19 protein-coding genes are annotated in these 23,330 nt (G+C 72.9%); 5 read left to right on the top strand and 14 right to left on the bottom strand.

The genetic code is table 11. From position 1 onward, the window contains the following. The first annotated feature begins 95 nt into the window (after positions 1-95). Both AC07F3_RS07060 and AC07F3_RS07065 read left to right on the top strand, forming a co-directional pair. Positions 96-1,619, top strand: a complete 1,524-nt coding sequence (locus AC07F3_RS07060; protein ID WP_479111250.1) for a class I adenylate-forming enzyme family protein — start codon at positions 96-98, stop codon at positions 1,617-1,619. A gap of 40 nt (positions 1,620-1,659) precedes the next feature. After that, positions 1,660-1,923, top strand: a complete 264-nt coding sequence (locus AC07F3_RS07065; RefSeq protein ID WP_479111252.1) for a phosphopantetheine-binding protein — start codon at positions 1,660-1,662, stop codon at positions 1,921-1,923. A 1,036-nt stretch (positions 1,924-2,959) separates the two neighbouring features. On the opposite strand, the gene AC07F3_RS07070 is transcribed toward AC07F3_RS07065, so the two are convergent. The 10 genes from AC07F3_RS07070 to AC07F3_RS07115 form a co-directional block, all read right to left on the bottom strand. Then, the gene (locus tag AC07F3_RS07070; RefSeq protein ID WP_479111254.1) at positions 2,960-4,126 is read right to left on the bottom strand and encodes a nucleotide disphospho-sugar-binding domain-containing protein; all 1,167 of its coding nucleotides are present in this window, start codon (positions 4,124-4,126) and stop codon (positions 2,960-2,962) included. Further along, positions 4,014-5,846: an MFS transporter gene (locus tag AC07F3_RS07075; protein WP_479111256.1), complete on the bottom strand. Its 1,833-nt coding sequence runs from the start codon at positions 5,844-5,846 to the stop codon at positions 4,014-4,016. Before AC07F3_RS07075 ends, AC07F3_RS07070 begins: the two co-directional genes overlap by 113 nt. After that, positions 5,843-7,012 carry a nucleotide disphospho-sugar-binding domain-containing protein gene (locus AC07F3_RS07080; protein WP_479111258.1) on the bottom strand — a complete coding sequence of 390 codons (1,170 nt, stop codon included), beginning with the start codon at positions 7,010-7,012 and terminating at the stop codon, positions 5,843-5,845. The genes AC07F3_RS07075 and AC07F3_RS07080 overlap by 4 nt, the downstream gene beginning before the upstream one ends. After that, positions 7,000-8,166 (bottom strand): nucleotide disphospho-sugar-binding domain-containing protein, encoded by a 1,167-nt coding sequence (locus AC07F3_RS07085; protein ID WP_479111260.1) that lies wholly within the window; start codon positions 8,164-8,166, stop codon positions 7,000-7,002. Before AC07F3_RS07085 ends, AC07F3_RS07080 begins: the two co-directional genes overlap by 13 nt. Continuing rightward, complete coding sequence (locus AC07F3_RS07090; RefSeq protein ID WP_479111262.1) at positions 8,154-11,309, bottom strand: AMP-binding protein; 3,156 nt, start codon at positions 11,307-11,309, stop codon at positions 8,154-8,156. Before AC07F3_RS07090 ends, AC07F3_RS07085 begins: the two co-directional genes overlap by 13 nt. After that, on the bottom strand, positions 11,306-12,508 hold the full coding sequence (locus tag AC07F3_RS07095) for a nucleotide disphospho-sugar-binding domain-containing protein (RefSeq protein ID WP_479111264.1): 1,203 nt from the start codon (positions 12,506-12,508) through the stop codon (positions 11,306-11,308). The genes AC07F3_RS07090 and AC07F3_RS07095 overlap by 4 nt, the downstream gene beginning before the upstream one ends. Before the next feature lie 137 nt (positions 12,509-12,645). Continuing rightward, positions 12,646-13,359, bottom strand: a complete 714-nt coding sequence (locus AC07F3_RS07100) for an ABC transporter permease (protein ID WP_479111266.1) — start codon at positions 13,357-13,359, stop codon at positions 12,646-12,648. Further along, positions 13,359-14,285 carry an ABC transporter ATP-binding protein gene (locus tag AC07F3_RS07105; protein ID WP_479111268.1) on the bottom strand — a complete coding sequence of 309 codons (927 nt, stop codon included), beginning with the start codon at positions 14,283-14,285 and terminating at the stop codon, positions 13,359-13,361. The genes AC07F3_RS07100 and AC07F3_RS07105 overlap by 1 nt, the downstream gene beginning before the upstream one ends. A gap of 43 nt (positions 14,286-14,328) precedes the next feature. Continuing rightward, a complete protein-coding gene (locus tag AC07F3_RS07110; protein WP_479111270.1) occupies positions 14,329-15,495 on the bottom strand; it encodes a nucleotide disphospho-sugar-binding domain-containing protein in 1,167 nt (388 codons plus the stop codon). Beyond that, complete coding sequence (locus AC07F3_RS07115; RefSeq protein ID WP_479111272.1) at positions 15,480-16,682, bottom strand: glycosyltransferase; 1,203 nt, start codon at positions 16,680-16,682, stop codon at positions 15,480-15,482. Before AC07F3_RS07115 ends, AC07F3_RS07110 begins: the two co-directional genes overlap by 16 nt. Positions 16,683-16,898: 216 nt before the next feature. Between AC07F3_RS07115 and AC07F3_RS07120 the strand changes: the two genes are divergently transcribed. Genes AC07F3_RS07120 through AC07F3_RS07130 form a run of 3 tightly spaced genes read left to right on the top strand, consistent with a single transcriptional unit; the run spans position 16,899 to position 19,464 of the window. Continuing rightward, entirely contained in the window at positions 16,899-17,966 is a 1,068-nt protein-coding gene (locus AC07F3_RS07120) for a ketoacyl-ACP synthase III family protein (protein WP_479111274.1), read from the top strand. A 34-nt stretch (positions 17,967-18,000) separates the two neighbouring features. Beyond that, a complete protein-coding gene (locus AC07F3_RS07125) occupies positions 18,001-18,762 on the top strand; it encodes an NAD-dependent epimerase/dehydratase family protein (protein ID WP_114035335.1) in 762 nt (253 codons plus the stop codon). A 33-nt stretch (positions 18,763-18,795) separates the two neighbouring features. Beyond that, the gene (locus tag AC07F3_RS07130) at positions 18,796-19,464 is read left to right on the top strand and encodes an antibiotic biosynthesis monooxygenase (RefSeq protein ID WP_479111276.1); all 669 of its coding nucleotides are present in this window, start codon (positions 18,796-18,798) and stop codon (positions 19,462-19,464) included. A gap of 65 nt (positions 19,465-19,529) precedes the next feature. Here the strand turns inward: AC07F3_RS07130 and AC07F3_RS07135 are convergent, their stop codons facing one another. From AC07F3_RS07135 to AC07F3_RS07150, 4 genes are read right to left on the bottom strand one after another with little or no spacing between them, the layout of a single operon-like run. Beyond that, a complete protein-coding gene (locus tag AC07F3_RS07135; protein ID WP_479111277.1) occupies positions 19,530-20,792 on the bottom strand; it encodes an FAD-dependent oxidoreductase in 1,263 nt (420 codons plus the stop codon). Beyond that, positions 20,789-21,619 carry an aromatase/cyclase gene (locus AC07F3_RS07140; RefSeq protein ID WP_479111279.1) on the bottom strand — a complete coding sequence of 277 codons (831 nt, stop codon included), beginning with the start codon at positions 21,617-21,619 and terminating at the stop codon, positions 20,789-20,791. Before AC07F3_RS07140 ends, AC07F3_RS07135 begins: the two co-directional genes overlap by 4 nt. 11 nt (positions 21,620-21,630) lie before the next feature. After that, the gene (locus AC07F3_RS07145) at positions 21,631-22,662 is read right to left on the bottom strand and encodes an aldo/keto reductase (protein ID WP_479111281.1); all 1,032 of its coding nucleotides are present in this window, start codon (positions 22,660-22,662) and stop codon (positions 21,631-21,633) included. Positions 22,663-22,706: 44 nt separating this feature from the next. Next, positions 22,707-23,324 (bottom strand): antibiotic biosynthesis monooxygenase family protein, encoded by a 618-nt coding sequence (locus AC07F3_RS07150; protein ID WP_479111283.1) that lies wholly within the window; start codon positions 23,322-23,324, stop codon positions 22,707-22,709. Positions 23,325-23,330: the final 6 nt, after the last annotated feature.

Consider the following 23,330-nt stretch of genomic DNA (forward strand, 5'->3'; position numbering starts at 1 on the left):
CGGGCCGGTGTCCACCGGCGCTCGACCCGGGGTCGAGGCAACCCCCGCACGCTCGGGGTGACCAACATCCGTTCCGATGACCACGAGGTTGCTGGATGACGACTCAGACGCTGGTTGCCGCGGACACCGGCACCGAAACCGTCCACGGGCTGCTCGCGGCGGCCGTGGCCGCCCGGCCCGACGCCCCCGCGGTGCGCGACGCCTCGGGCACGTGGACCTACGCGGAACTGGACGCCTGGTCACGGGCGTACGCCGACTGGCTCGCCGCCCAGGGTGTGGGGCACGCGGACCGGATCCTGGTCCGCGTCGGCAACACCCGCGAATTCACCGCCCTGATGTTCGGCGCGCTGCGCCGCGGCATCGCCTTCGTCCCGGTCAACCCCGCGATGAAGCGCTTCCACCTGAACACCGTCGTACCGGACTGCGAGCCGGTCCTGGTGATCGCGCAGGACAACGAAGACGCCACCGTGCTCAAGGAGTTGACGGACCGTCCGGTCTTCGAGCTCGACGAGGTGCGGCGCGGCGCCGAGGCGCTGTACGACCCCGCGCCCGCCGCCGTCGACGAGGCGCCCGTGGCCCCCGGCGACCTGGGTCTGCTCATCTACACCTCGGGCTCCACCTCGGCGCCCAAGGCCGTGGTGAGCACCCACGCCCCGATCGTCTTCGCCGCCCGCGCCATCCAGGCCCGGCTGAACTACCGCGAGGACGACGTCGTCCTGGTGGCCGTGCCGGTCTCCTTCGACTACGGGCTCTACCAGATCCTGCTGTCCGTCATCGCGGGCGCCCAGGTGGTGCTCACCTCCCCGGACCGGCACGTACGACTGCTCTCCACCCTGCACGAGCACGGCGTCACCGTCGTGCCGCTGGTGCCCTCGCTCGGCGAGATGCTGCTCACGCTCTCGAAGCGAGACCGCCGCGAGGCGCCCCCGGTACGCCTGTTCACCAACACCGGCGCGGCCCTGACCGGCCCCGTCATCGCCCAGCTGCGCGCGGCCTTCCCGCACGCCCAGGTCTCCCCGATGTTCGGCACCACCGAGTGCAAGCGCATCACCGTGCTCGAACCGGACGGCGACATCGAGCGTCCCGGCTCGGTCGGACGCGCCCTGGACGGCACCGAGGTGCTGATCCTGGACGACGACGGGCGGCTCCTGCCCGCCGGCACGGTCGGCGAGATCTGTGTGCGCGGACCGCACATCATGACCGGCTACTGGCGGGCCCCGGAGCAGACCGCCCTGCGGTTCCGCCCCGACCCGGTGACCGGCGAGGTCACCCTGCACACCGGCGACTACGGCCACCTGGACGCGGAGGGCCACCTCTACTTCGAGGGCCGCCGCGACGACCTGTTCAAGCGCAAGGGGGTCCGCATGGGCACCCTGGAGATCGAGACGGCCGCCCTGGACATCGAGGGCGTCTCGGCCGCCGCCGCCCTGGCCCCGGCCGAGGGCCACGACCTCACCCTGTACGCCGTCACCGAGCTGACGGCCGACGAGGTGCTCGCCGAGCTGACGGAGCGCCTGGAGGCCGCGAAGGTCCCGGCCGCCTGCCATCTGCTCGACGAGCTCCCGCTCACCCCGAACGGCAAGACCGACAAGCAGCGCCTGCGCCGCGCACAGAAGTGACCGACTCCCCGAGTCAGTACCACGTTAAGGAGATTGAGCCATGACCACCACTGACGTCTCGTGGGACCCCGGCTTCGAGCAGCTGCTGACCTCGGTCCTGCCGCGGGTCACCGGGCCGCTGGACCCCGCGCTCGACCTCAAGGCCGTCGGCCTCGACTCGATGGCCACCATCGAGCTCCTGGTCCGCCTTGAGGACCAGTACGACGTGGAGATCCCCGAGGACAAGCTCACCGGCGCGACCTTCGCGACCCCGGCCGCGCTGTGGGCGGTGCTCGCCGCCCAGCGCGCCGGGGCCCACGCCTGACCCGTACCCAGAGTTTCCGCCGCACCATCCAACCCCCCACCCATCAACGTCCTTTGGAGGACACCATGAGCCACCTCATCATCGGTCTCGCCGTCACCGTCGTCGTCTGCCTCGTCGTCAAGTTCGGGGGGGACGCGCTCAAGAAGCGGCGCGGCTGAGTCTGGCGGGCTGCCTGGCCCGAGGGGGCCCCGACCACTGCGGTCGGGGCCCCTTTCCCATGGGCCCGCCCCCGGGCGTCGGACGGTACGGGCCGATCCCTGGGGCGCTTGCCCCAGCCCCCGGGGGGTTTGCCCACCCGCCCGCCCGTGCAGGGGGTTGGACGGCCCGGCCCCCGGGGCTCCGCCCCCGACCCCAGGGGGTTTTCCCACCCGCCCGCCCGTGCAAGGGGTTGGACGGTTCTGCTCCTGGGGCTGCGCCCCAGGCCCCCTTGAGGGGCTCCGCCCCTCGAACCCCGGCGGGGGCTCCGCCCCCACACCCCCGTTCGCGCCTGAACGGCGCTCGTCCTCAATCGCCGGACGGGCTGAAGATGCCAGCACTGGCCCGCCTCAGTACCGCCAGGGGCGCGGGGAACGGCGCGAGAAGCGACCACGGTCCGCACACGACCGAGGGGTTAGGGGCGCGGGGAACTGCGCGCCGAACGGGCCCGGTCCGCAGGGTCGAGGGGCCGAGGATGCCCCGTGCGGGTCGGCATGAGTACTGATAGGGGCGCGGGGAACTGCGCGAGAGCGGGCCCGGTCCGCAGGGTCGATGGGGCCGAGGATGCCTCGTGCGGGCTGGCATGAGTACTGCCAGGGGCGCGGGGAACTGCGCGAGACGCGACCACGGTCCGCACATGGCCGAGGGGTTAGGGGCGCGGGGAACTGCGCCAAACGCGGGCACGGTCCGCACATGACCGTGGGGTTTGGGGCGCGGGGAGTCGGCACCGCTCGCAGGGCCGGGAGGGGGGCGCGGGACCCCGGGAGTGGGGGCGGCCCGTAGGGGGCCCGCATGCGGAGGGCCCCCGCCTGGTGGGCGGGGGCCCTGGACGCGGGGGAGTTCAGGCGGAGGCCAGTCGCTCCAGGTCCTCCACCACGCGAGCCGGGCTCGGCATGGCGTCCATGTCGGCGCGCAGCTCCTGGGCGCTCTTGAGGTAGCGCGGGTCGTCCAGCACGTCCCGGATCGCCTCGCGCACCTGGGCGGGGTCGTTCTGCGGGGCCGCCTCGCCCAGGACCCGGGCAGCGCCGGCCGCGGCGAGGAGTTCGGCCGAGGCGAACTGGTCGACGATCTGGGGCAGCACCACCTGGGGCAGGCCGAAGGAGCACGACGTGAGCGTCGTGTTCGCGCCGCCGTGGTGGACGACGGCGTCGCAGTCCCGCAGGAAGAGGTTGAGCGGGACCGGCTCCACCACCCGTACGTTGGTGGGGAGTTCGCCGAACCCGGCGTGGAAGGCCGGGTCCGCCGTCACCACCGCCTCGACGTCGTCCAGGCCCTCGAACGCCGCGATGATCGAGCGGTACAGGCCGGTGCCGTTCAGCACCAGCGTCTGACGGCCCAGGCACACCACGACCCGCCGGATGCCGTCGGCGGCCGGCCGGTGGAGCCGGTCGGGCACGGTGCCGGTCCCGTTGAACGGCACGTACCCGATCGGCGCGCCCGGCGCGGCGCTCGGGTGGCGCAGCGCGGGCGGGCACGGGTCGAGCAGCACGGTGGGGTCGGGCAGCCCTTCGAGGCCGAGCCGCTCGGCCGTCCCGTACAGGAAGTTGCGGGCCGAGGCGCGCGAGGGGCCGCTCAGCGGGTCGACGCCCCAGCGGTGCTGCACGCTCGGGATGCCGAGCGCGCCCGCGACGAGCTGGCCGGCCAGCTCCATCTGCTCCGAGACGATCAGGTCGGGCCCCCACTGGCGGGCGAACTCCAGATAGGAGCTCACCAGATAGCGGGCGTGGGTCTCCCACAGTTTGGTCGTGCCCGCCATCTTCTCCGGCGGTGTGGGACCCATCAGCTCCAACGGGCGTACCCCGTCCGGGAGATGGCGCTGGAGGACGTCGAGACCGTGGAAGCGGTCGCCGATGTCGACGGCCGAGATCCCGGCGGCGCGGGCCGCGTCGGTGACGTCAGGCTGCGCGGCGACGATCACCTCGTGACCCGCTCCCATCAGCGCCCAGGCCAGCGGCACCATGGGGGTGAAGTGGGTGGGGAAGGGGGTGCTCAGCATCAGTACGCGCATCGTCGTCGTCCTCCTCGGACTGTCGGGCGGCCTCTTCGGCGGCCTCTCCGGCGGGTTCTGGGGTGGTGGCGTCGGCGGACCGGTCCTCGGCCTGGTTCTCCTGGTCCACGATCCGGTCCTCGGCCTGGTCTTCGGCCGGGTCCCCGGCCTTCTCGGCCAGGGCGTTCACGTCGACGTCCTTCATGACCAGCGCGGTCGCCAGCGCGAGCAGCAGGAGTCCGGCGGCCACCAGGAGCAGCGTGGACGTGGCGTGCGCGAAGGCGTCCGTCACCAGGTGGCGGCGGGCCGCGTCGAGCCCGGCGAGCTGCGCGGCCGCGGTGTCCGGGTCCTTGATGCCGGAGGCGCCCGCGGCGGAGGCGAAGCTCTGGCTCAGGACCGCGCCGAGCACGGTGCCGCCGATCGTGGTGCCCAGCATGGTGGCGAACCGCGAGGTGGTGGTGACCACGCCCAACTGGTCGGCGGAGGCCGCCGATTGGGTCATGAACAGGGCGATCGAGGTGACGCCGCCCAGGCCCACGCCGAGCAGCAGGAGCAGCACGTCGAGTTCCCAGACGGGCGCGTCGGTCACGGTGAATCCGAGCCCGGCTACCGCGGCGGCCGCCGTCGCCGTCGTGGTCACCAGGACCGCCTTGCACTTCCCGGTACGGGTGATGATCTTTCCCCAGCCGAGGAACACCAGGACCACACCGACGGCGAGCGGGATCAGATGGAGGCCGACGGCGTCGAGGGACACCCCCCGCACGATGTTCAGGTAGTTGATGAAGAACACCGGCAGCGAGAGCAGCGCGAAGCCGCCCACGAACTGGAGGATCGCGGCGGGCCGGAACACCTTGTCCTTGAACAGGGTGAGCGGCATCAGCGGGTCGGCCGCCTTCAGCTGCCGGGTCACGAACGCGCCGGCCATCAGTACGCCGCCGTAGAAGTAGGGCAGCACCGGGCCCGAGAACGACTTGTGGTCCCCGTACGCCTTGACGCCGAGCAGCAGGGCGCAGGTGGCGGCCGCGATGAGGACCGAGCCGAGGACGTCGACCTTCTGCCGGGTGCCCTTCACCGGGAGCCGCAGGGCCCAGGCCACGCCCACGAGCGCGAGCCCGGCGACCGGCACGTTGAACAGGAAGATCCAGCGCCAGGACAGGTTCTCGCTGAGCGGCCCGCCGATCATGGGCCCGGCGATGATGCCCGCGGCGATGAGCATGCCGCCCGCGTTCGAGCGCCCGGCCCGGGACTTGGGCGGGTACAGGGTGGCGATCACGATCAGCGTCATGCTCATGAGGCCGCCGCCGCCGAGCCCCTGGACCGCGCGGAAGGCGATCAGCTGGGTGAGCGAGTGGGCGGTCGCGCACAGCGCGGAACCGGCGAGGAAGGTGGCGAGCGCCGCGAGGTAGACGCGGCGCGGCCCGTAACTGTCGCTGAGCCTGCCGTACAGCGGCTGGGCCGCCGTCGCGGCCAGGAGGTAGGCGGTGATCAGCCAGGGGAAGCGGTCGATGCCGTGCGCCGGGTCGAGGTCGCGCACGATGGGCAGGACGGCCGAGGAGATGATCGAACCGTCCAGCAGGGCCAGCGTCATGATGGCCATCGCGCAGACCATGAACACCAGGACCTTGATGTCGCTCATGCCGTACGGATTGGGCTTCTTCTCCTTCACGGCCCTGTCGGCGCTGTCGCTGGCTTGGGCGGTGGTCTCGCCACCGGTGGTTTCGGCGGTCACATCCGTGCTCACGCCAGTACCTCCTGACGTGTCGTCAGCTCTTCGAGCAGGGTGACGGTGTCGGCCGGGGACGGCATGCCCTGGATCTCGGTGCGCAGCCGCCCGGCGGCCGATGTGTAGGCGGGCTCGGTGAGCAACCGGCTGATGGCGCCCGTCAGTTCCGCGACGCTGTTCTGCGTCTCGGCGCTGTCCAGGCTGATTCCGGCGCCCGCCGCGGCGATCCGGTCGCCCGCGACGAACGTCTCGTCGAGCTGCGGAAGGACCAGCTGCGGGATGCCGAGCGCGGCGGCGGCGAGCGTGGAGCCGGGTCCGCCGTGGTGGACCACGAGGTCGGCGCCGGGGAACAGGGCCCCGGGCGCGGTCTCCTCGGTGTACGTCATGCCCTCGGGCAGCGTCCCGATCGCGGAGCGGTGTCCGGGGGCCGCGGAGACGACCGCCTCCACGCGACCGGTGGCGGCCAGCGCGTCCAGGACCCGGCGGAGCAGCGGGGCGCCGTCGAGGTCCAGGGTGTAGCCGCCGAGCGCCACGGCGACCCGGCGTCCGGGGGCGGACGTGTACGTCCAGGGCGTGCCGTCGCCGGTGTGCGGCTCGGGGCGGATCGGGCGGGCGGGCGGCGCGTCGGTGGCGGCGAGCGCGGGCGGCGCCGGGTCGAGGATCAGGTCCGGCTCCGGCACGGAGTCGAGGCCGAGCCGTCCGCACAGCGGGCCGAGCCACATCCGGGTCTGCTTGAGCATGAACTCGCTGGTGGGGGCCACGCCCCAGCGGTGCCAGACGCTCGGGACGCCGAGCACCTTCGCGACGATCGGACCGGCGAACTCCAGGTGGTCACCGATCACGAGGTCGGCGCGCCACTCGCGGACCAGGTCCAGGTAGTCGTACAGGAAGTAGGGGGCGTGGTTGCGCCACATCTGGGCGGCGCCGTCGATCTGCTGGGCCGGCGGGCGGCCCACCACCTCGATGGGGCGCAGGCCCTCGGGCCGCCGGCCGCGGCGCAGATCCATGTAGTGGAAGGCCTCGCCGAACGTGGCGGTGGCGAGGCCTGCCGCCTCGGCGGGGCCGGTGACGTCGGGCTGCCCCGCGACGAGCACCTCGTGACCCGCGCCGGTGAGCGCCCGGGCCAGCGGCAGCATGGGCAGGAAGTGGGTGTCGACGGGGGTGCTGATGATCAGTACGCGCATCGGAGGTTCTCCAGGTCACGGACGACGGCGGCGGGGCTGGGCATGGCGGCCATGGTCTCGGCGAGGACGCCGGCGCCCTTGGCGATCCGCTCCTCGGCGAGCAGGGTGCGCACGGCCTCGGCCACCTGGGCCGGGTCGTTCTGCGCCTCGGCCGTGCGCAGGGTCAGCCCGGCGTCGGCGGCGGCGAGCAGGTCGCCGCCCTCGAACTGGTCGACCAGCTGCGGCATGATCAGCTGCGGTACGCCGAAACTGGCCACGGCGAGCAGGGTGTTGGCGCCGCCGTGGGTGACCACCGCGTCCGTGGTGTCGAGGAAGCCGTTGAGCGGCGTCGGCGGGATGATGCTCACGTTGGACGGGATGGTGCCGAGCTCGTCGACGAACTCCTCCTGCACGGTCATCACGGCCTCGGTCTCCGGCAGGTCGCCGAAGGCCTGGACGATGCCGCGGAACATCGGGAGCCCGCCCAGCGAGATGGTCTGGCGACCCATGGTCACGCAGACCCGGGGCTTGTCGCCGCGCCGGCGCAGCCAACTCGGCACGTGGCCCGTGCCGTTGAAGGGGATGTGCCGGATCGGCGCGCCGGCCGGTGCGCCCGCCACCAGGAGCTGCGGCGGAGCCGGGTCGAGCAGGAGGTCGATCTTGGGCAGACCGCCCTCGATGCCGAGGCGCTCACAGGTCCCCTGGAGCAGGTCCTCGGCGGTGGCCCGCATCAGGTGGCTCATCGGGTCGACGCCCCAGCGGTGCGAGACCACCGGGATCCTGTGCACGCCGCCGATGAGGCAGGCGACCCAGTCGAAGATCTCCGAGATGACGAGGTCGGGCTTGAACCGCTCGGCGACCTCCAGGTACTTGGGCGCCATGTAGCGGGTGTGCAGGACCCACACCCGGGAGCCGATCATGGTCATCTTCGGGGTGAGCGGACCGACGACCTCGATGGGCCGCTTGCCCGGCGGCAGCGGCGGGCTGAGCAGGTCCTTGCCGAAGAACTGCCGCCCCACGGTGACCGTGTTCAGGCCGGCCGAACGGGCCATCGGGATGATGTCGGGCTGCCCGGCGACCAGGACCTCGTGCCCGGCGCCGCGCAGCGCCCAGGCCAGCGGCACCATGCAGGTGAAGTGGGTGGACTCGGGGCTGCTCAGGATCAGTACACGCATGAGGTGTCCTCGGATGTGATGGGGGAGGCTGGGGCTTCGGCCCCGGGGCCGCGGCGCAGGCCTTCGGCGTACGCCGTCACCACCCGGTCCGCGACCTCGGCCGGGATCCGGTCGGTGCGTACCGAGGCGGTGATCAGGGCGCCGTCGGCGGTGGCGCGCACGTCCAGCTCCAGTTCGGTGAACATGGTGGGCGCGCCGATGCGGGACAACCGGGCGGTGCAGCCGGGCAGTTCGAGCCTCGGGTCCGGGTCGTCCTGCATCAGGAAGCTCGGCATCGGGCGCAGCGACTCGCCGCCGCCGGTCAGCACCACGGTGCGGGCCAGCTGGGCGCCGCCGGTCTCCTGGGCGGCCAGCGCCTGGTCGACATGGGCCACCGCCTGCTCCAGGAGCCCGGAGCCGTCGTCCTTGTGCGGCGGCCAGAAGCGCAGGAACAGCAGGTCGACCCGGCAGCTGACCGCGGAGGCGAGCACCTCGCTGCCGCGGCGGGCCACCGGCACCTTGACCGAGATGTCGGCCTGACCGGTCAAGTCCCGCAGGACCAAGCCGAATTGGGCCGCGAGCAGCGCGAAGCGGGTGGTGCCGAGCCGGCGCGCCCGCTCGTCCCAGCGGGCGAGTTCGGCGTGGGTCACGGTGAGCGCGGGGGAGTAGCCGGGCCCGGCGTTGCGGTCGTTGTCGGTGCGGCCCGGCAGTTCCAGGGGCTCCTGGAGCTCCAGATGGTCCTCCCAGTACTCCGCCTGCGCCGCCAGGTCCACCCGGGAGATCACCCTGCGGTGGTCGGCGGACACCTCGGCGAGGGTCGCGGCCGGTGCGGCGAACTCGGGTGCGCGCCCGGCGAGGCGGGCGGCGTAGGCGAAGGACAGGTCCGCCGCGAGCACCGTCTCGGAGGCCCCGTCGAACGCCACGTGGTGGGCGACCAGGCCGAACAGCGTGCGCGCGGTGTCCTTGGCGCGCACGACCGCGCACCGCCACACCTGTGCGTCGCGGACGGCGAGCGGGGTGAGCGCCGTCGCCAGCCAGGCCGCGACGGCCGCCTGTTCGTCGGCCGCGTCCGGCAGCCGGATCAGCTCGGCGTCGGCCGGCCGGTCCGGCACCACCGCGTACCCGATCTCGTTGTTGCGGATCAAGTACCTTGCGTGCAGCGCCTGGTGGCGCAGATGGACGTCGCCGACGGCCGCCTGGAGGGCGTCGACGTCGAGGGGCCCCTCGATCCACCAGGTCATCCGGCACAGCCCGCCGAGGCCGTCCTTGTCGTGCGCGGCGGCGAACAGGAAGCCGGACTGCTCGGGAGGCAGCGGTATCTCGCCGGGCTCCAGGCCCGGCACCGGCGCCTCGGCGGCCTCGGCCGACTGCGCGGTGGCGTCCAGCCAGTCGGCGAGCCGGCGCACGGTCGGGGTGCGGAAGATCTGCGCGGGCTGGACGGCCGCGCCGAGCGCCGTGTCGAGGTGCTGGCACAGCTGGGCCGCCTCGAGGGAGCTGCCGCCGAGCTCGAAGAACGAGAGGTCGCCCGGCACGCGGTCGCTGTTCAGCACGGCCCGGAAGCCCTCGGCGACCACGCCCGCGGTGCCCTCGAACGACTCGGCGGGCGTCTCCTCGGCGCGGTCGTGCTCCGGCCGGACCCGTGCGGCCAGCTCGCGCCGGTCGACCTTGCCGTTCGCCAACTGGGGGAAGCGATCGAGTAGTTGGACACGGCGCGGCACCAGGTACTCCGGCAGCAGCTCGGCGAGCCGCTCGCGCAGCTCCTCGGGCCCCGTGCCGCCCTCGCCACGCGTGTAGAACAGCGCGAGGCCCTGGTAGGAGCCGTCGGGCTTGGGCACCGGCACGACGGCGGCGCCGGTCACCGTGGCCACCCGCTCCACGGTGCGCTCCACCTCGGCGGGCTCGATCCGGTGCCCCCGGATCTTGATCTGCCGGTCGCCGCGGCCGGTGTAGTGGAACACGCCCTCGGCGCCGCGGTTGCCCAAGTCGCCGGTGCGGTACAGGCGGTGGACCCTGCCGTCGATCTCCGCCTCGACGAAGACGGCCCGCGTGAGACCGGGGTCGCCGAGATAGCCGCGGGCGAGTCCGGGCCCGCCCAGGCACAGCTCGCCGGTCTCGCCCGGCGCGCACACACGGGTGCCGTCCAGGACGTACACGTCGGTGTGGGCCAGGGCGCGGCCGAGCGGGATGCCCGCCGGGTCGTCGCAGTCCTCGGGCCGCACCTCGTGGGCGGTGACGACCGCCCCGCACTCGACGGGCCCGTACACGTTGAGGAGCCGGATGCCGGGGTGCTCGGCGAGGAAGGCGCGCACCCGGGTGGGGGCGGCCCGCTCGCCGCCGATGGAGAGCCACTTCATCCCGGCGAAGGCGCCCACGTCGGTGGTGACCAGCATGTTGAACAGCTGCGTCGTCATGAACGCGGCGTTCACGCCCTCCTCGGCGATCAGCGCGCGCAGGGTGCGCGGCACCAGGACCGTCTCGTCGAGCAGCACGGTCCGCCCGCCCGTCAGGAGCATGCTCCAGCAGTCCAGGGTGAAGCCGTCCCACGTCGGGGGAGCGGTCTGCGGCATCACGGTGCCGGGGCCCAGGTCGGCGTAGAAGTCGCCGTCGAACAGGCGCACCGCGTTCTCGTGGCTGGACACCACGCCCTTGGGGGTGCCGGTGGAGCCCGAGGTGAAGAACACCGAGCAGGCGTCGCCGCCGCTCACCGCGACCGGCGCCGGGGCGAGCCCGCGCGCCGCGGTGACCGTCAGGTCCTCGGCCGGGGGCGTCCACACCGGCACCGGCCAGTCGCCTTCCACGGTGGTCACCAGGAGCGGCGCGTCCAGCTGGCCCATCACTCCTTCGAGCCGGTCGACGGGCCACCGGGCGTCCAGGAACGAATAGGCGGCCCCGCACTTGAACAGCGCGAGCAGGACCGCGATCAGCGGGGTGCCGCGCTCCATGAGCACCGGCACCAGGTGGCCGCGGCGCACGCCGTGGGCCTGGAGCAGCGCCGCGTACCCGTCGGAGGCGGCGTCCAGCTCGCGGTAGGAGACCCGGGCCCCGCGGTGGGACAGGGCGATCGCCTCGGGGAAGCGGCGGGCCGCGTCCTGGAACAGGCCGTGCATCGTCTCGCCCCGCACGAAGCGGTTCGTGCCCGTCGTGGGCTCAAGGAGTACGGTCATCGTCTTCCTGTCTCCTCAGGTGTGGGAACGTCGGTGCGACCGGCTCTCACGCACTCCTCCAGGAAGCCCACGAGCTGGTCGGGGGTGGGCATCGTGTCGATCTCGGCGCGCAGCGCCCCGGCGCGCTCCCGGTAGGAGGGCCGCGTCAGGAGGTCCTGGACGGCCGAGCCGACCGCGCCCTGTTCGGCGTCGGCGGGCAGGGCGGTGCCCGCGCCGGACGCGCGGACCAGATGGGACCAGTGCTCCTGGAAGGCGTTGCGCGGCAGCAGCAGCTGGGGCAGGCCGTGGGTGACGGCGATGAGCCCGCTGCCGACACCGCCGTGGTGCACCAGGGCGTCGCAGTGCGCGAGCAGCACGTCGAGCGGGAAGGACTCCACCATCCGTACGCCGTCCGGGAGTTGGCCGGTGTTCGCGGCCTGCTCGGGGGTGACCGCGAGGACCACGTCCGTGTCCAGGTCGAGCAGCGAGCGCACCACGTGGTCGCGGACCTCGTCCAGGGCGCTGGTGGTCACCCCGCCGGTGACGCACACCAGCGGGCGGCCCGAGGGGCGCTCGGCGCGCAGCCACCCGGGCAGCGCGGCCGGGCCGGCGAACGGGACGTAGCGCATGTTGGCGCGGCGCACCCCGTGCGGCGGGCGCAGGCCCGGCGGGCACGGGTCGATCCACACCGAGGGGCCGATCACCGGGTCGGCGCCGAAGCGCTCGAAGAGCCTGGCGTAGGAGGGGCGGAGCTCCGCCTCGCTCTCGCAGTGCACACCGAGCGAGACGCCCCATGTGTGACCCACCGCCGGGACCTTGATCGCGGCGGCGGCCACCAGGCCCGCGGCGGCCGCGGTGTCGTGCACCACGATGTCCGGGCGCCAGAAGCGGGCGAAGTCGACGAGGTCGTCGGTGAGGGTGTCGGCGACGGCGATCATCTTCTCGACGAGCGCCTCGCTCAGATCGGCGTCGAGTACGGCCACCGACTCGGCGGCCGCCTTCAACCGCCCGGGGCCGAGGCCGAGTTGGCGGGCCGCGACCTCTGCGGTGGCGGCCTCGTCGCCGACGGGCACGGCCACCAGACCGGCCCGGGTGACCGGGGCCACGCACTGGGGCCGCACCGCCACCCGCACCTCGTGGCCGGCAAGGCGGCAGGCCCAGGCGAGCGGGATGATCCAGGGGACATGGGCCGGGCCGTGCCCCACGAACAACACGCGCATTCAGTTGCCTCACTCCATCGCGTACGGTCAGTGGCAGGGCAAGGGTGGGGGCACCCGCTCGAATGCGACTCGCGTCCGGTACGAACACGAAAGTGCCCGCGGGGTGGTCCCCGCGGGCACTGCGTGAGCGGTACGGATCAGGCGCGACGGCCGCCCCTGCGGTAGGCGAAGGCGGCGAAGGCCGCGAGCAACGCCGTCCACAGGGCGAGCACACCGAGGCCGGTGCCGCTCGGCGCGGAGTTGGCCGCCGCGTCCCACGACAGCTGGGCGTAGCGGTAGACCGGGGTCTCCCTCGACAGCGGCTGGAGCCACTGCGGCAGGCTGTCGGTCGGCATCATCAGACCGCCGAGCAGCGTCAGCGTGAGGTACGAGACCGTGCCGGCGATCTGCGCGAGCTGCGCCTTGAAGAGGTAGCCGATGCCGATGCCGAGCATCGCGAGCGGGGCGATGCCGACCCAGAGCAGCAGGAAGATCTCCAGCCAGGTGCCGGGCGAGAGGTCGACGCCGCGGTAGAACTTGCCGATGAGGCCGATGACCACGATCGGCAGGATGCCCAGGCACGTGGCGACGGCGCCGCGGGCGATGACGACCTGGACCGGCGAGAGCGGGGTGAGGCGCAGCTGGCGCAGCCAGCCCAGCGCCCGGTCCTCGGCGATGCCGGTGCCGTTGGTGATGACCACGCCGAGCGCGCCGAACGCCGCCGCGCCGACCATGGCGCGGACCAGCGACTCCTGGTCGGGGCCGCCGCCCGCGAGGGTGACGTACAGGCCGACCGGCATGATGAGGCTCATCATCAGGTAGCCGCCGTTGCGGACGAGACGCAGGATTTCGAGGCGGATGTAACCGAGCATCAGCTGGTCCGTCCTTCCGGAGCGGGCGCGTGGCGGGACTGGTGGGTGAGCGCGATGAAGGCCTCCTCCAGGCCCACGCCCGAGACCTCCAGGTCGGTGAAGGCGTCGGCGCGCGACAGCGCGTGCACCGTCGAGTCGGAGTCGCTGGTGCGCAGGTGGATCCGGCCGCCGCGGAACTCCACCGAGCTGACGCCCGGCAGCAGGTCGAAGCCGTTGTGCGTGCCGCGCGGCACGAAGCTGACCGTACGGCCCTCGATCATGGACTTGATCTGCGAGGTGGTGCCGTCGGCGACCACCCGGCCCGATGCGATGACGACGACGCGGTCGGCGCTGTCATCGGCCTCTTCGAGGTAGTGCGTCGAGAAAAGCACGGTGTTGCCGCGCTCCGCGTACCGCTGCATCGCGGCCCACAGCTCGCGCCGCGACTCCACGTCGAGGGCGGCGGTCGGCTCGTCGAGCACGACCAGGTCGGGGTCGCCGGCCAGGGCGAGCGCGAACCGCACCCGCTGGGCCTGACCGCCGGAGAGCCGGTCCACGTTGCGGCCCGCGATCTTGGTGAGCTCGGCGAGCTCCAGGACCTCCTGGAGCGGCAGCGGCTTGCGGTAGGTCTGGCGCACGAAGTCGACCAGCTCGCGCACCGAGACCCGGGGAATCATCTTCCCCTCCTGGAGCATGGCCCCCAAGTGACCGGCCCGCATGGCGAGTTCGGGCTTCTTGCCGAAGACCTCGATGGTGCCCTGGTCCGGCGGGAAGAGCCCGAGGAGCATGTTGATGGTGGTGGACTTGCCGGCGCCGTTCGGGCCGAGGAGGGCGACCGTCTCACCGCGGCCGATCGTCAGATCGATCCCGTCGACGGCACGGACACTGCCGTACTCCTTGACGACACCCTTGAAGACGACCGCGGGCGGGCCGTGCTGTTCTGCCATGGGGGGTGGCACCTGTTCCCTTTCCTGAGTGAGTGAGCGCATGTCAGATCAGCCCTTCCAAGGTGTGGACCAGTTCCGTGGGGCCTGGCAGGCATTCGATCTCCGCGCGTACGTCCTGCGCGGCCTTGCGGTGGCGTTCGTTTTGGAGGAGGCCGGCGAGGGCCTCCCGGACGAGCCGGGGATCGTGCTGCTCGGCCTCGGTGGCGAGACTGAGCCCGGCTCCGGACTCCTGGACGAGCCGGCCGGTGGTCTGGAGGAACGGCTTGTCGCCGGGCAGCACCAGCTGCGGGACCGCCGAGGCGAAGGACGTCATGCTGGTCCCGCTGCCGCCGTGGTGCACGGCGAGGGCCGTGTGGCGCATCACCGGGCCGATCGGGAAGCGGTCGACGACCTTGACCGAGGACGGGATCCCGGCGAGCGCCGGGTGGTACTGGGCGTCGATCGGGAACAGCACGTCCAGGCCCTGCTCGGTGCAGGCGTCCAGGACGTGGCGGAAGCCCAGCGGCAGTTCGCCGGTCTCGGCCAGTACCCGGCCGTGCCACATGCCCAGGCAGAGCAGGGCGCGTGGCCGCTCGGGCCGCCGGACCGCCCAGTCGGGCAGCTCGGCGGTGCCGCAGTACGGGACGTACCGCGAGAGCAGGCCGGGGGTGTTGTCGCCCTCGGGGAGCAGCGAGGCGGGGCTCGGGTCGATGACGAGCGCCGGGTCGGGGAAGCCGTCCGCCCCGAACTCGGCGCACAGGTCGTGGAGTTGGACCTTGGCCTGGCGGAGCAGCGGGCTGGTGAAGTCGTCGGGGCCCCAGCGGTGGATGACGCCGGGCACACCGAGCGCCGCGGCGACGACGAGCCCGCCGAACTCGACCGGGTCGGTGATCACCAGGTCGGGCTCCCAGGCCCGGCCGAGGGCGACCAGCTCGTCGATGTAGCCGCCGAGCCGGGTGCGCCAGCGCTCGCCGACGGCGTCCCACTCGGAGTCCGCGCGGCGGTCCATGCCCGCGCGGTCGGGCATCGCCACGGCGCCGGGCCGGGTGAGGCGCTGACGGGTCTCGCCGCCGCCGACCGGCCGGGTGTCGAGGCCCGCGGCGGACGCGAACTTCACGAGCTCGGCGTCACCGGCCACCAGGACCTGGTGTCCGGCCGCCCGCAGCGCCCACGTCAGCGGCACCATCGGCACGATGTGGCTGGGGACCAGAGCGGTCACCAGGACGCGCATGTCTCCTCCTGGGCGGTAGCGGCGACGAGTTCTTCGAGGTCGGTGACCAGTTGCTCCACCGGCGGGCAGGCGAGGACCGAGCGCCTCACGGCCGCCGCGCGGAGCCGGAACGACGGCTCGGTGAGCAGCCGCTCCAGCGCCTCGGTGACCGCCTCGGCGGTGACCCAGTAGGCGGGCAGGCTGATGCCGCTGCCGACGTCGGCGACGTGCTCGGCCGAGTTGGGCTGGTCGTCGTACATGGGCGTGACGAGCATCGGCGTACCGCTGCGCAGGCCCTCGCGGATGCTGCTGTGGCCGCCGTGCGTGATGAACACGTCGGCCGCCTCCAGGAGCACGTCCTGCGGGACCCACTCGGTGAGCAGCCGCACGTGGTCCGGCACCGCGCCGAACTCCTCGGGGTCGCGGCCCACGCCGATCGAGACGAGGGCCGTGCAGTCGAGGTCGGAGACCGCCTCGATCACGGCGTGCAGCACCTCGTCGGACTTCCACGGCATGGACGGCGCCATCGTCCCGATCGACGCGTACACCACCGGCTTGTCGTCGGGCAGGTCGGCGAGCCAGGGCAGTGCCTTGTCGTCGCTGCGGTACGGGGCGGTCTGGCGGTAGTGGCGCAGGGTGCGCGGGTCCAGGTCGGCTCCGGTGCACTCGGCGGGCAGCCAGCTGATGAGACCGTGGCGGTAGGCGGAGTTGTCCTCGGGGGCGGCGGGCAGGCCGAGTTCGGCCCGCAGTTCGTTCAGCGGCGCGTGCGTCACGGCGGGCGGCAGCAGATGGGTCGAACCGCCGGCCACCGCGACGTGCGGGATGCCGAGCGCCTCGGCGGCCAGCAGGCCGCCCATCTCCTCGCCCTCGCGGACGATCAGGTCGGGCTTCCACTCGGCGGCGACGGCCAGGATGTCGCGGGCCGCGGCCAGGGCGGGCGGCCCGAGCACACACTCCACGAGACCCTCCTCGTACGCCTCCTGGTCGGCCCGGAACAGCGGGAGCGCGATCGCCTCGATGCAGAAGGGGTCCTTGGCCCAGTCGAACCCGGCCGGGAAGAACGCGAGCCCGTAGCTCACGCTCTCCTCGCGCATGGACTCGTCGTCGGCCACGGCGACGGTGTGCCCGGCCCGGACGGCGGCCTGGGCCAGGGGGATCAGCAGGCGCAGATGCGACTTGCCCGCATGGGCGGTGAACAGGATGCGCACGGCGGGTCTCCGATTGGGGGGCGGGGGCGGCCCTCCAGGGCCGCCCTTCGGTCATGTCCAGGAGCGTGACCGCCACCACTCGAATAGGACTTGAGCGCCCCTCGGCCGGACCTTCCCGTGCCGCACTCAAGTCCGATTCGAGAGCCGGTGGCGACCTTGGGCGCATGCCGTATGCCCGAAGGAATCGACCGAACCGCCGAACAGGGGAGTAGCTGGATGCGTTGGAACGAGATCTATGTCGCCTCGCTCGGCAGCTGGCTGCCCGAGCCCGTCCCGGTGGCCGAGGCCGTCGCGGCCGGGGAGTGCGGCCAGGAGTGGATCGACGACTTCGGATACGAGTCGGTGCGGATCGCCCGCGAGAGCGAGGAGGAGGGCTGGACCGCGCCGCCGGACATGGCCGTCGCCGCGGGCCGCGCCGCCCACCAGCGCTCCGGCCTGGACAAGTCCGCGTACTCCCTGCTCCTGCACGGCAGCACCTGGTTCCAGGGCCTGGACATCTGGCCCGCCGCGTCCTACATCGCCAAGCGGACCGTCGGCGCCACGGTGCCCGGCCTCGACGTGCAGCAGCGCTGCAACATAGGCATCAGCGGACTCGACCTGGCCGCCGCCCACCTCACGGCGGGCTACGGCAGGGGCAGCGCCGTCATGCTCACCACCGCGGACCGCTTCGGCGGCCCCGGCGCCAACCGCTGGCAGCTGCGGCACGGCAACGCCTACGCCGACGGCGCCACCGCCACGATCCTGTCCACCGCGGGCGGCTTCGCCCGCCTGGTGGCCACCGCGACGGTCGCCGACAACTCCCTGGAGCCGATGGCCCGCGGCGACGAGCCGTTCGGCCCGGTCTCGCGCGCCGCCGAGCGGCAGATCGACCTGACCGCACGCGGCGACGCCCAGAAGGCCGTCAGCGACGAGACCATGACCAACATCCGCTTCGGCAAGGTGATGCAGGAGGCCAAGCAGGCCGTCCTCGACGACGCGGGCCTGGAGATGGACGACATCGCCTACGTCATCATCCCCTCCACCGGCCGGATCAAGGGCCCCTTCCAGATCCACCACCTGCTCGGCGTCGACGAGTCCGAGACCACCTGGGAGTTCGCCCGCCGCAGCGGCCACATCGGCGCCGGCGACTGGGCGGCGGGCCTTGAGAACCTGCTGCTCACCGGCGCGTTGGAGCCCGGCGACCACGTGATGCTCTACGGCGGCGGTGCGGGCTACACCATCACCACCGCCGTGCTCGAAATCCTGGAGATCCCGGCCTGGGCCGCTGAGTCCGCCGCCGCCTGAACAGGCCGCCCACCACAAGGAGTTGGCACACCCCATGGAGATAGTCGGCAGGGGATTCCTGGCCGGACACCTGGCAGGCATCGCCGAACACCACCCCGACGTGGTGGCGCTGGCCGCCGGGGTATCGGCCGCCGGTGACATCCCGCCCGAGCAGTACACCCGGGAGTCCAAGCGCCTCTACGAGGTGCTGCGGCACTGCGAGAGAACCGGAAAACGCCTCGTCTTCTTCTCGACGGCGTCCGCCGGGATGTACTCGGTCCCCGACGCCTCGCCCGGCCGCGAGGACGGCCCCGTCTACCCGGCGACCCCCTACGGCCGCCACAAGCTGTCCCTCGAAGCGGTCGTCAAGTCCTCGGACGTCGAGTACCTGATCCTGCGCCTGTCGCACGTCGTCGGCTTCCACCAGCCCGCCCACCAGCTACTGCCCGCTCTGGTACGGCAGTTGGTGAGCGGCAGCATCCAGGTCCACCGCGGGGCGCAGCGCGACCTGATCGACGTCGAGGACGTCATCAAGATCGTGCACACGCTGCTCGTCGACGGCCGCACCCGCGACGTCGTCAACGTCGCCTCGGGCCACGCCCCGCACATCGAGGACGTCGTCACGCACATGGAGCACCTGCTCGGCACCCGTGCCGAGAAGTCCTACGTGGAGGCCTCGGGCGCCCAGCCCGTCTCCATCGACAAGCTCTGCCGTCTCGTGCCGCCGGTGTACGGGCTCGGCTTCGGCCCCGACTACTACCGCCGGGTCCTCGACAAGTACGTCCACGCCTATGCGCACCAGCCGGTCGCCGCGTAACCCATCCATCCCAGCATCGGAAGGCCACACCCCATGAGCGAGAACAGCCCCGTCGTCGCGGTCGCCCACTTCGTCCTCAAGGAGAAGCACAAGGCGAAGGGCGCCGAGTTCGAGAAGGCCTACCTCAAGTACAAGGAGGCCGTCGGCGCCAAGGACGGCCTGCTGCGCACCGCGCTGCTGCGCGGCATCAAGGAGCCCGACAACTTCGTCATCCTCACCTGGTGGCGGGACGCGGACGCGCACCGCACCGTCGTCGGCGACTGGCAGTTCTTCACCGCCGTCAGCAGCCGCTTCGTCTACCTCGCCGCCATCACCAGCGTGCACGGCCCGGTCCTGGCCGGCCAGAACGCGGCCGACGGCCTCGGCGAGTCGGCCGTGCCGTCCGCGGACGCGGCCGTCGCGCTGACCACGTTCACCCTGCGCGAGGGCGCCGACCAGCAGGCCTTCGAGGGCTCCTTCCTCGGCCACCTCTCCTTCGTCAAGGGCCACGAGGGCTTCCTCGGCCACCAGCTGGTGCACTCCAACCGTGAGACCGGCGCCTACGTCAACATCGGCTGGTGGAGCGGCCCGCAGGCCTACCTGCCGGTCCTCCAGAGCCCGGAGATGGCCGCCGACGCCAAGACCATGGCCGTGCACGCCGAGGTCAAGGGCGGTCTCTACAAGGCGGTCGTCGACTCGGCCCGCACCGAGGTCGCCGTCTGAACCACCGCACACCGAAAGGCGGGCCGGGTCTTGCGACCCGGCCCGCCTTTCGCGTCGTACGCCTCTCAGCAGGCGGTGAACAGCACCTCGGCCACCTCGATCGACGGGTTGCCGAAGGCGATGGTGCGCAGCACCTTGCGGTAGAGCGGGGTGTGCTTGACGACGGCCGCCAGCTTCGGCCGCACCCGCGTCGCGAACGTGCCGGTCGACAGCATCGCCTTGGACTGCATGCCCTGGAGCCGCATCATCGTGGCGATGTCGGGCGCCCGGCGCTCCTCGAAGCGGGACAGGAACGCGGCGCTCGCGTCCCCGCGGCCCACCGACTCGACGAGCAGCGGGTGCAGGACCACCGCGTCCTGTACCGACAGGTTGATGCCCTGGGCGCCGATCGGGCTGTGGGTGTGCGCGGCGTCGCCCATCAGGACCAGGCCGTCGGCGGCCCAGCGCTCGGCGCGCCCCGAGAACACGTCCAGCAGACTGAGGTCGCGCAGCGAGGTGATCTGCTCGGCGATCAGCTCCGCGTACGCCGGGACCGCCTTCGACAGCTGGGCCTTGACGTGGTCGAGGCCCTCGGCGACGACGTTCTTGTACCCGCCGTGCGGCAGGGTCCAGCCGACCTGGATCCGGTCGGGCCAGGACCCGTACGCCAGCACCGGGCTGGTGCCCGCGCTTCTGAACACCCGTACGTCATGGGCGGCCTGCCGCTCCTGCCGGGTCAGCTTGAACCACAGCACGTCCTGGTCGAAGGCCTCGGTGCGGCCCGCCTCGATCCCGGCGAGCCGGCGCACCTTGGAGAACCGCCCGTCGGCGCCGACCACGACCTTGCTGTGGAAGACATGCCCGTCGGCGGCGGCCCCGGTGATCCGGCCCCGCTCGTCGCGCAGCAGCGCGTTGACGCGGCAGCCGTCGACGTACTCGAAGCCGGTGAACCGGGCGCAGTGCAGCAGGAGTTCGGTCAAAAGGTGGGACTGGGGGATGGACAGCAGGTGGTCGTACGGGGCGGGCAGCGCGCGGTAGTCGATGTCGAGCAGCACCCGGTCCTGCTCCACGAGCCGGAAGCGGTCGTGCTCGTGGCAGCCCCGCTCCCGGGCCCCGGCGAGCACGCCGAGCCGGTCCAGGACCGTCATCGCACCGGGCTGGAGGATCTCGCCGCGGAACTCCCGCTGGTGCGAGCGCGAACGCTCCACCACGGTCACCCGCAGGCCGGACTTCAGGAGCAGCAGGGCGAGGGTCAGACCGGCGGGGCCCGCCCCGACGACGCACACGTCACTGCGGTGCTCCTCGTCGGCACGGGCCCCCGCGCGGACCTCCTCGGCGGCCGCGGTCATCGCTGCCCGGCCAGCGCGAGGGCGGCGCGCACATCGGTGGTGGCCAGCTCCAGGACGCGGTCGCGGCCGGTGGACGCCACCGCCAGCACGTCCGCCGTCACCAGGACCCCGCCGGGCGCCTCCACCAGCCGCCAGCGGCGCCGGTAGAGCTCGGCCGTGCCGGGCGGCGTGAGCAGCTTCTGCACGAGGGTGTGCCCGCCGTGCTCGATCTGCACGGTCGCAACGCCGCTCTCGGTGCCGAACCAGGCGCTCTCGTCGCTGTCGCGCCAGGGCAGCGCGTCCAGGAGCCGGGCGTGCACGGAGGCCACCGAACCGGGCAGGACCGCGCTGTCCTGCACCCGGATCACGTCGGTCGTCAGGGAACCGGGCCGCTCCGTCTTGGACTTGAGGGTGCGCATCTGGAGCCCGCCGTGCCGGTCGAGCTCGCCGGCCGTCTCCGCGGGGTCGGCGTCGGTGGTGAACCAGTGCCCGGACACCACCCGGCAGCCGCCGTCGGGGCGGGGCAGGAAGTCCCAGGTGCCGCCCAGCTCCTTGATCGGGCCCACCGAACCCTGCTGCGCGAAGTCCATGCGCAGCGCCACCGGGTCCAGGGTGCGCCGCGAGGTCCAGACGCGCAGGCCGCCCTCGGGGCCCGGGCGCACCGCCCAGAACTTCACCTCGTCGTCCTGCCCGACCTGGGACAGGACCTCGGTGTGCGCGATCCAGGGGTAGAGCAGCGGCCAGTCGGCCACATCGGTCAGGGCCCGGTAGACGGTGTCCGCCGAGGCGTCGACGTCGATGCCGGCCCGGGTCCGGTGGATCTCCCTGTCGGTCGTGGAAGTGCTCACAGCAGTACCTCTCAGAGGGTGGCGGGGGAGGGGGTGGCGGCGGCCTTCGCCCGGAGCATGCGGCTCAGGGTCAGCCCGGGGTCGGTGACCACGACGGGTCCGAGCGCGGCGTCGACGCGGCCGAGCAGCTCCGGGTCGAGCACGGCCTCGGTGGCCGCGAGGTTGCGGCCGATCTGCTCCGGCGCGGAGGCGCCGATGACGGCCGTGGCGACCTGGGCGTTTTGCAGCACCCAGGCCAGGGCGAGTTGAGGCATCGTCAGACCGGTCTCGGCGGCCAGTTCGGCGACGCGGCCGACGGCGGTGAGGACCTCGTCCGACAGGAAGCGGTAGCGCTGGATCGAGACGTCGCCGCCCTTGGCGGCCACCGCCCGGGACCCCGCGGGCGCCTGCCGCCCCGGCTTGTACTTCCCGGTCAGTACGCCGCCGGCCAGCGGCGACCAGACCATCTGCCCGATGCCGAGCGGCGCACAGGCCGGGACGACCTCGGCCTCGATGACCCGCCACAGCATCGAGTACTGCGGCTGGTTGGAGACGAGCTCGATGCCGAGTTCGCGGGCGAGCGCGGCGGCCCGCTCGATCTCGTCGGCGGCCCACTCCGAGACGCCGACATAGCGGATCTTGCCCGCGGCCACGGCGTCCGCGAAGGCGCCCATCGTCTCTTCGAGCGGCGTCGAGTCGTCGTACAGGTGGGCCTGGTACAGGTCGATGTGCCCGGTGCCGAGCCGGCGCAGCGAGGCGTCCAGGGACTCGGCGATCCTGGCGCGGGACAGCGCGCCCGGCCCCGGCCCGCCGCCCCTGCCCACCTTGGTGCAGATCACGACGGCGTCCCGGTCGACGCCCGCGAGGGCCCGGCCGAGGTGTTCCTCGGCCCGGCCCTCGGCGTACGCGTCGGCGGTGTCGAACGTGGTGATGCCCGCGTCGAGCGCGGCCCGCACACAGGCGGAGGCGGCCCGGTCGTCCAGCTGGTTGCCCGCGGTCAGCGAGTTCCCGAACGCGACCCGGCTGACCACCGGTCCCGAGGCACCGAGACGGCGGTACTCCATGGTGAATCCCTTCTGTTACTGGGCGGGGCCCGCCTCCGGAGCCGTCAGGCCCCGGCCGGGGCGAGCTCGGCGCGGTCGCCCGCGACAGCGGTGGCGGGCACGGTGCGCACCTCGGCGAGCGCGGCCAGGGCCGCGTACTCGGGCAGACCGGTCGCGGCCTGCGCGGCCTGTGCGGTGCGCCAGCGGGTGAGCGCGGTGAAGCCGCCCGGCCGGGCGAACAGCGACCTGGCGAGGTCGGCGGTGACGAACCCGTCGAGGGCCGCGGCCGCCCGCGCGTGGGCGCGGTAGGCCGCCACGAAGGTGTCCTGGTCGCCCTCGACGGTGAAGAAGTCCGCGAACAGGACGTCGCCGGGCCCGCCCGCGACGCCGTCGAAGCGCACGAGCCCCATCGAGGGGTCGGCCTCCACGGAGACGATCTTGTGGAACTCCTCGGCGTGCTCCTGGAACGTGGCGCTCGCGAGGACCTTCTGGAAGTCCTCGGGCCGCTCCCACCAGCCGAGGTTGACGTACACCTCGGGCCGGTCGGACGAGCGGACCGCCTGGTGGGCCAGGAAGCCCGGCTGCGCGCGCATCCACTCCACATGGGTCAGGAAGCGCGCCTCGAACTCCTCGGCGCCCGCCGGGTCGAGCAGCGTGAACGTGTTGATGACGGTGAAGGACATGCGGTG

The organism is Streptomyces sp. NPDC045846, assembly GCF_056431605.1.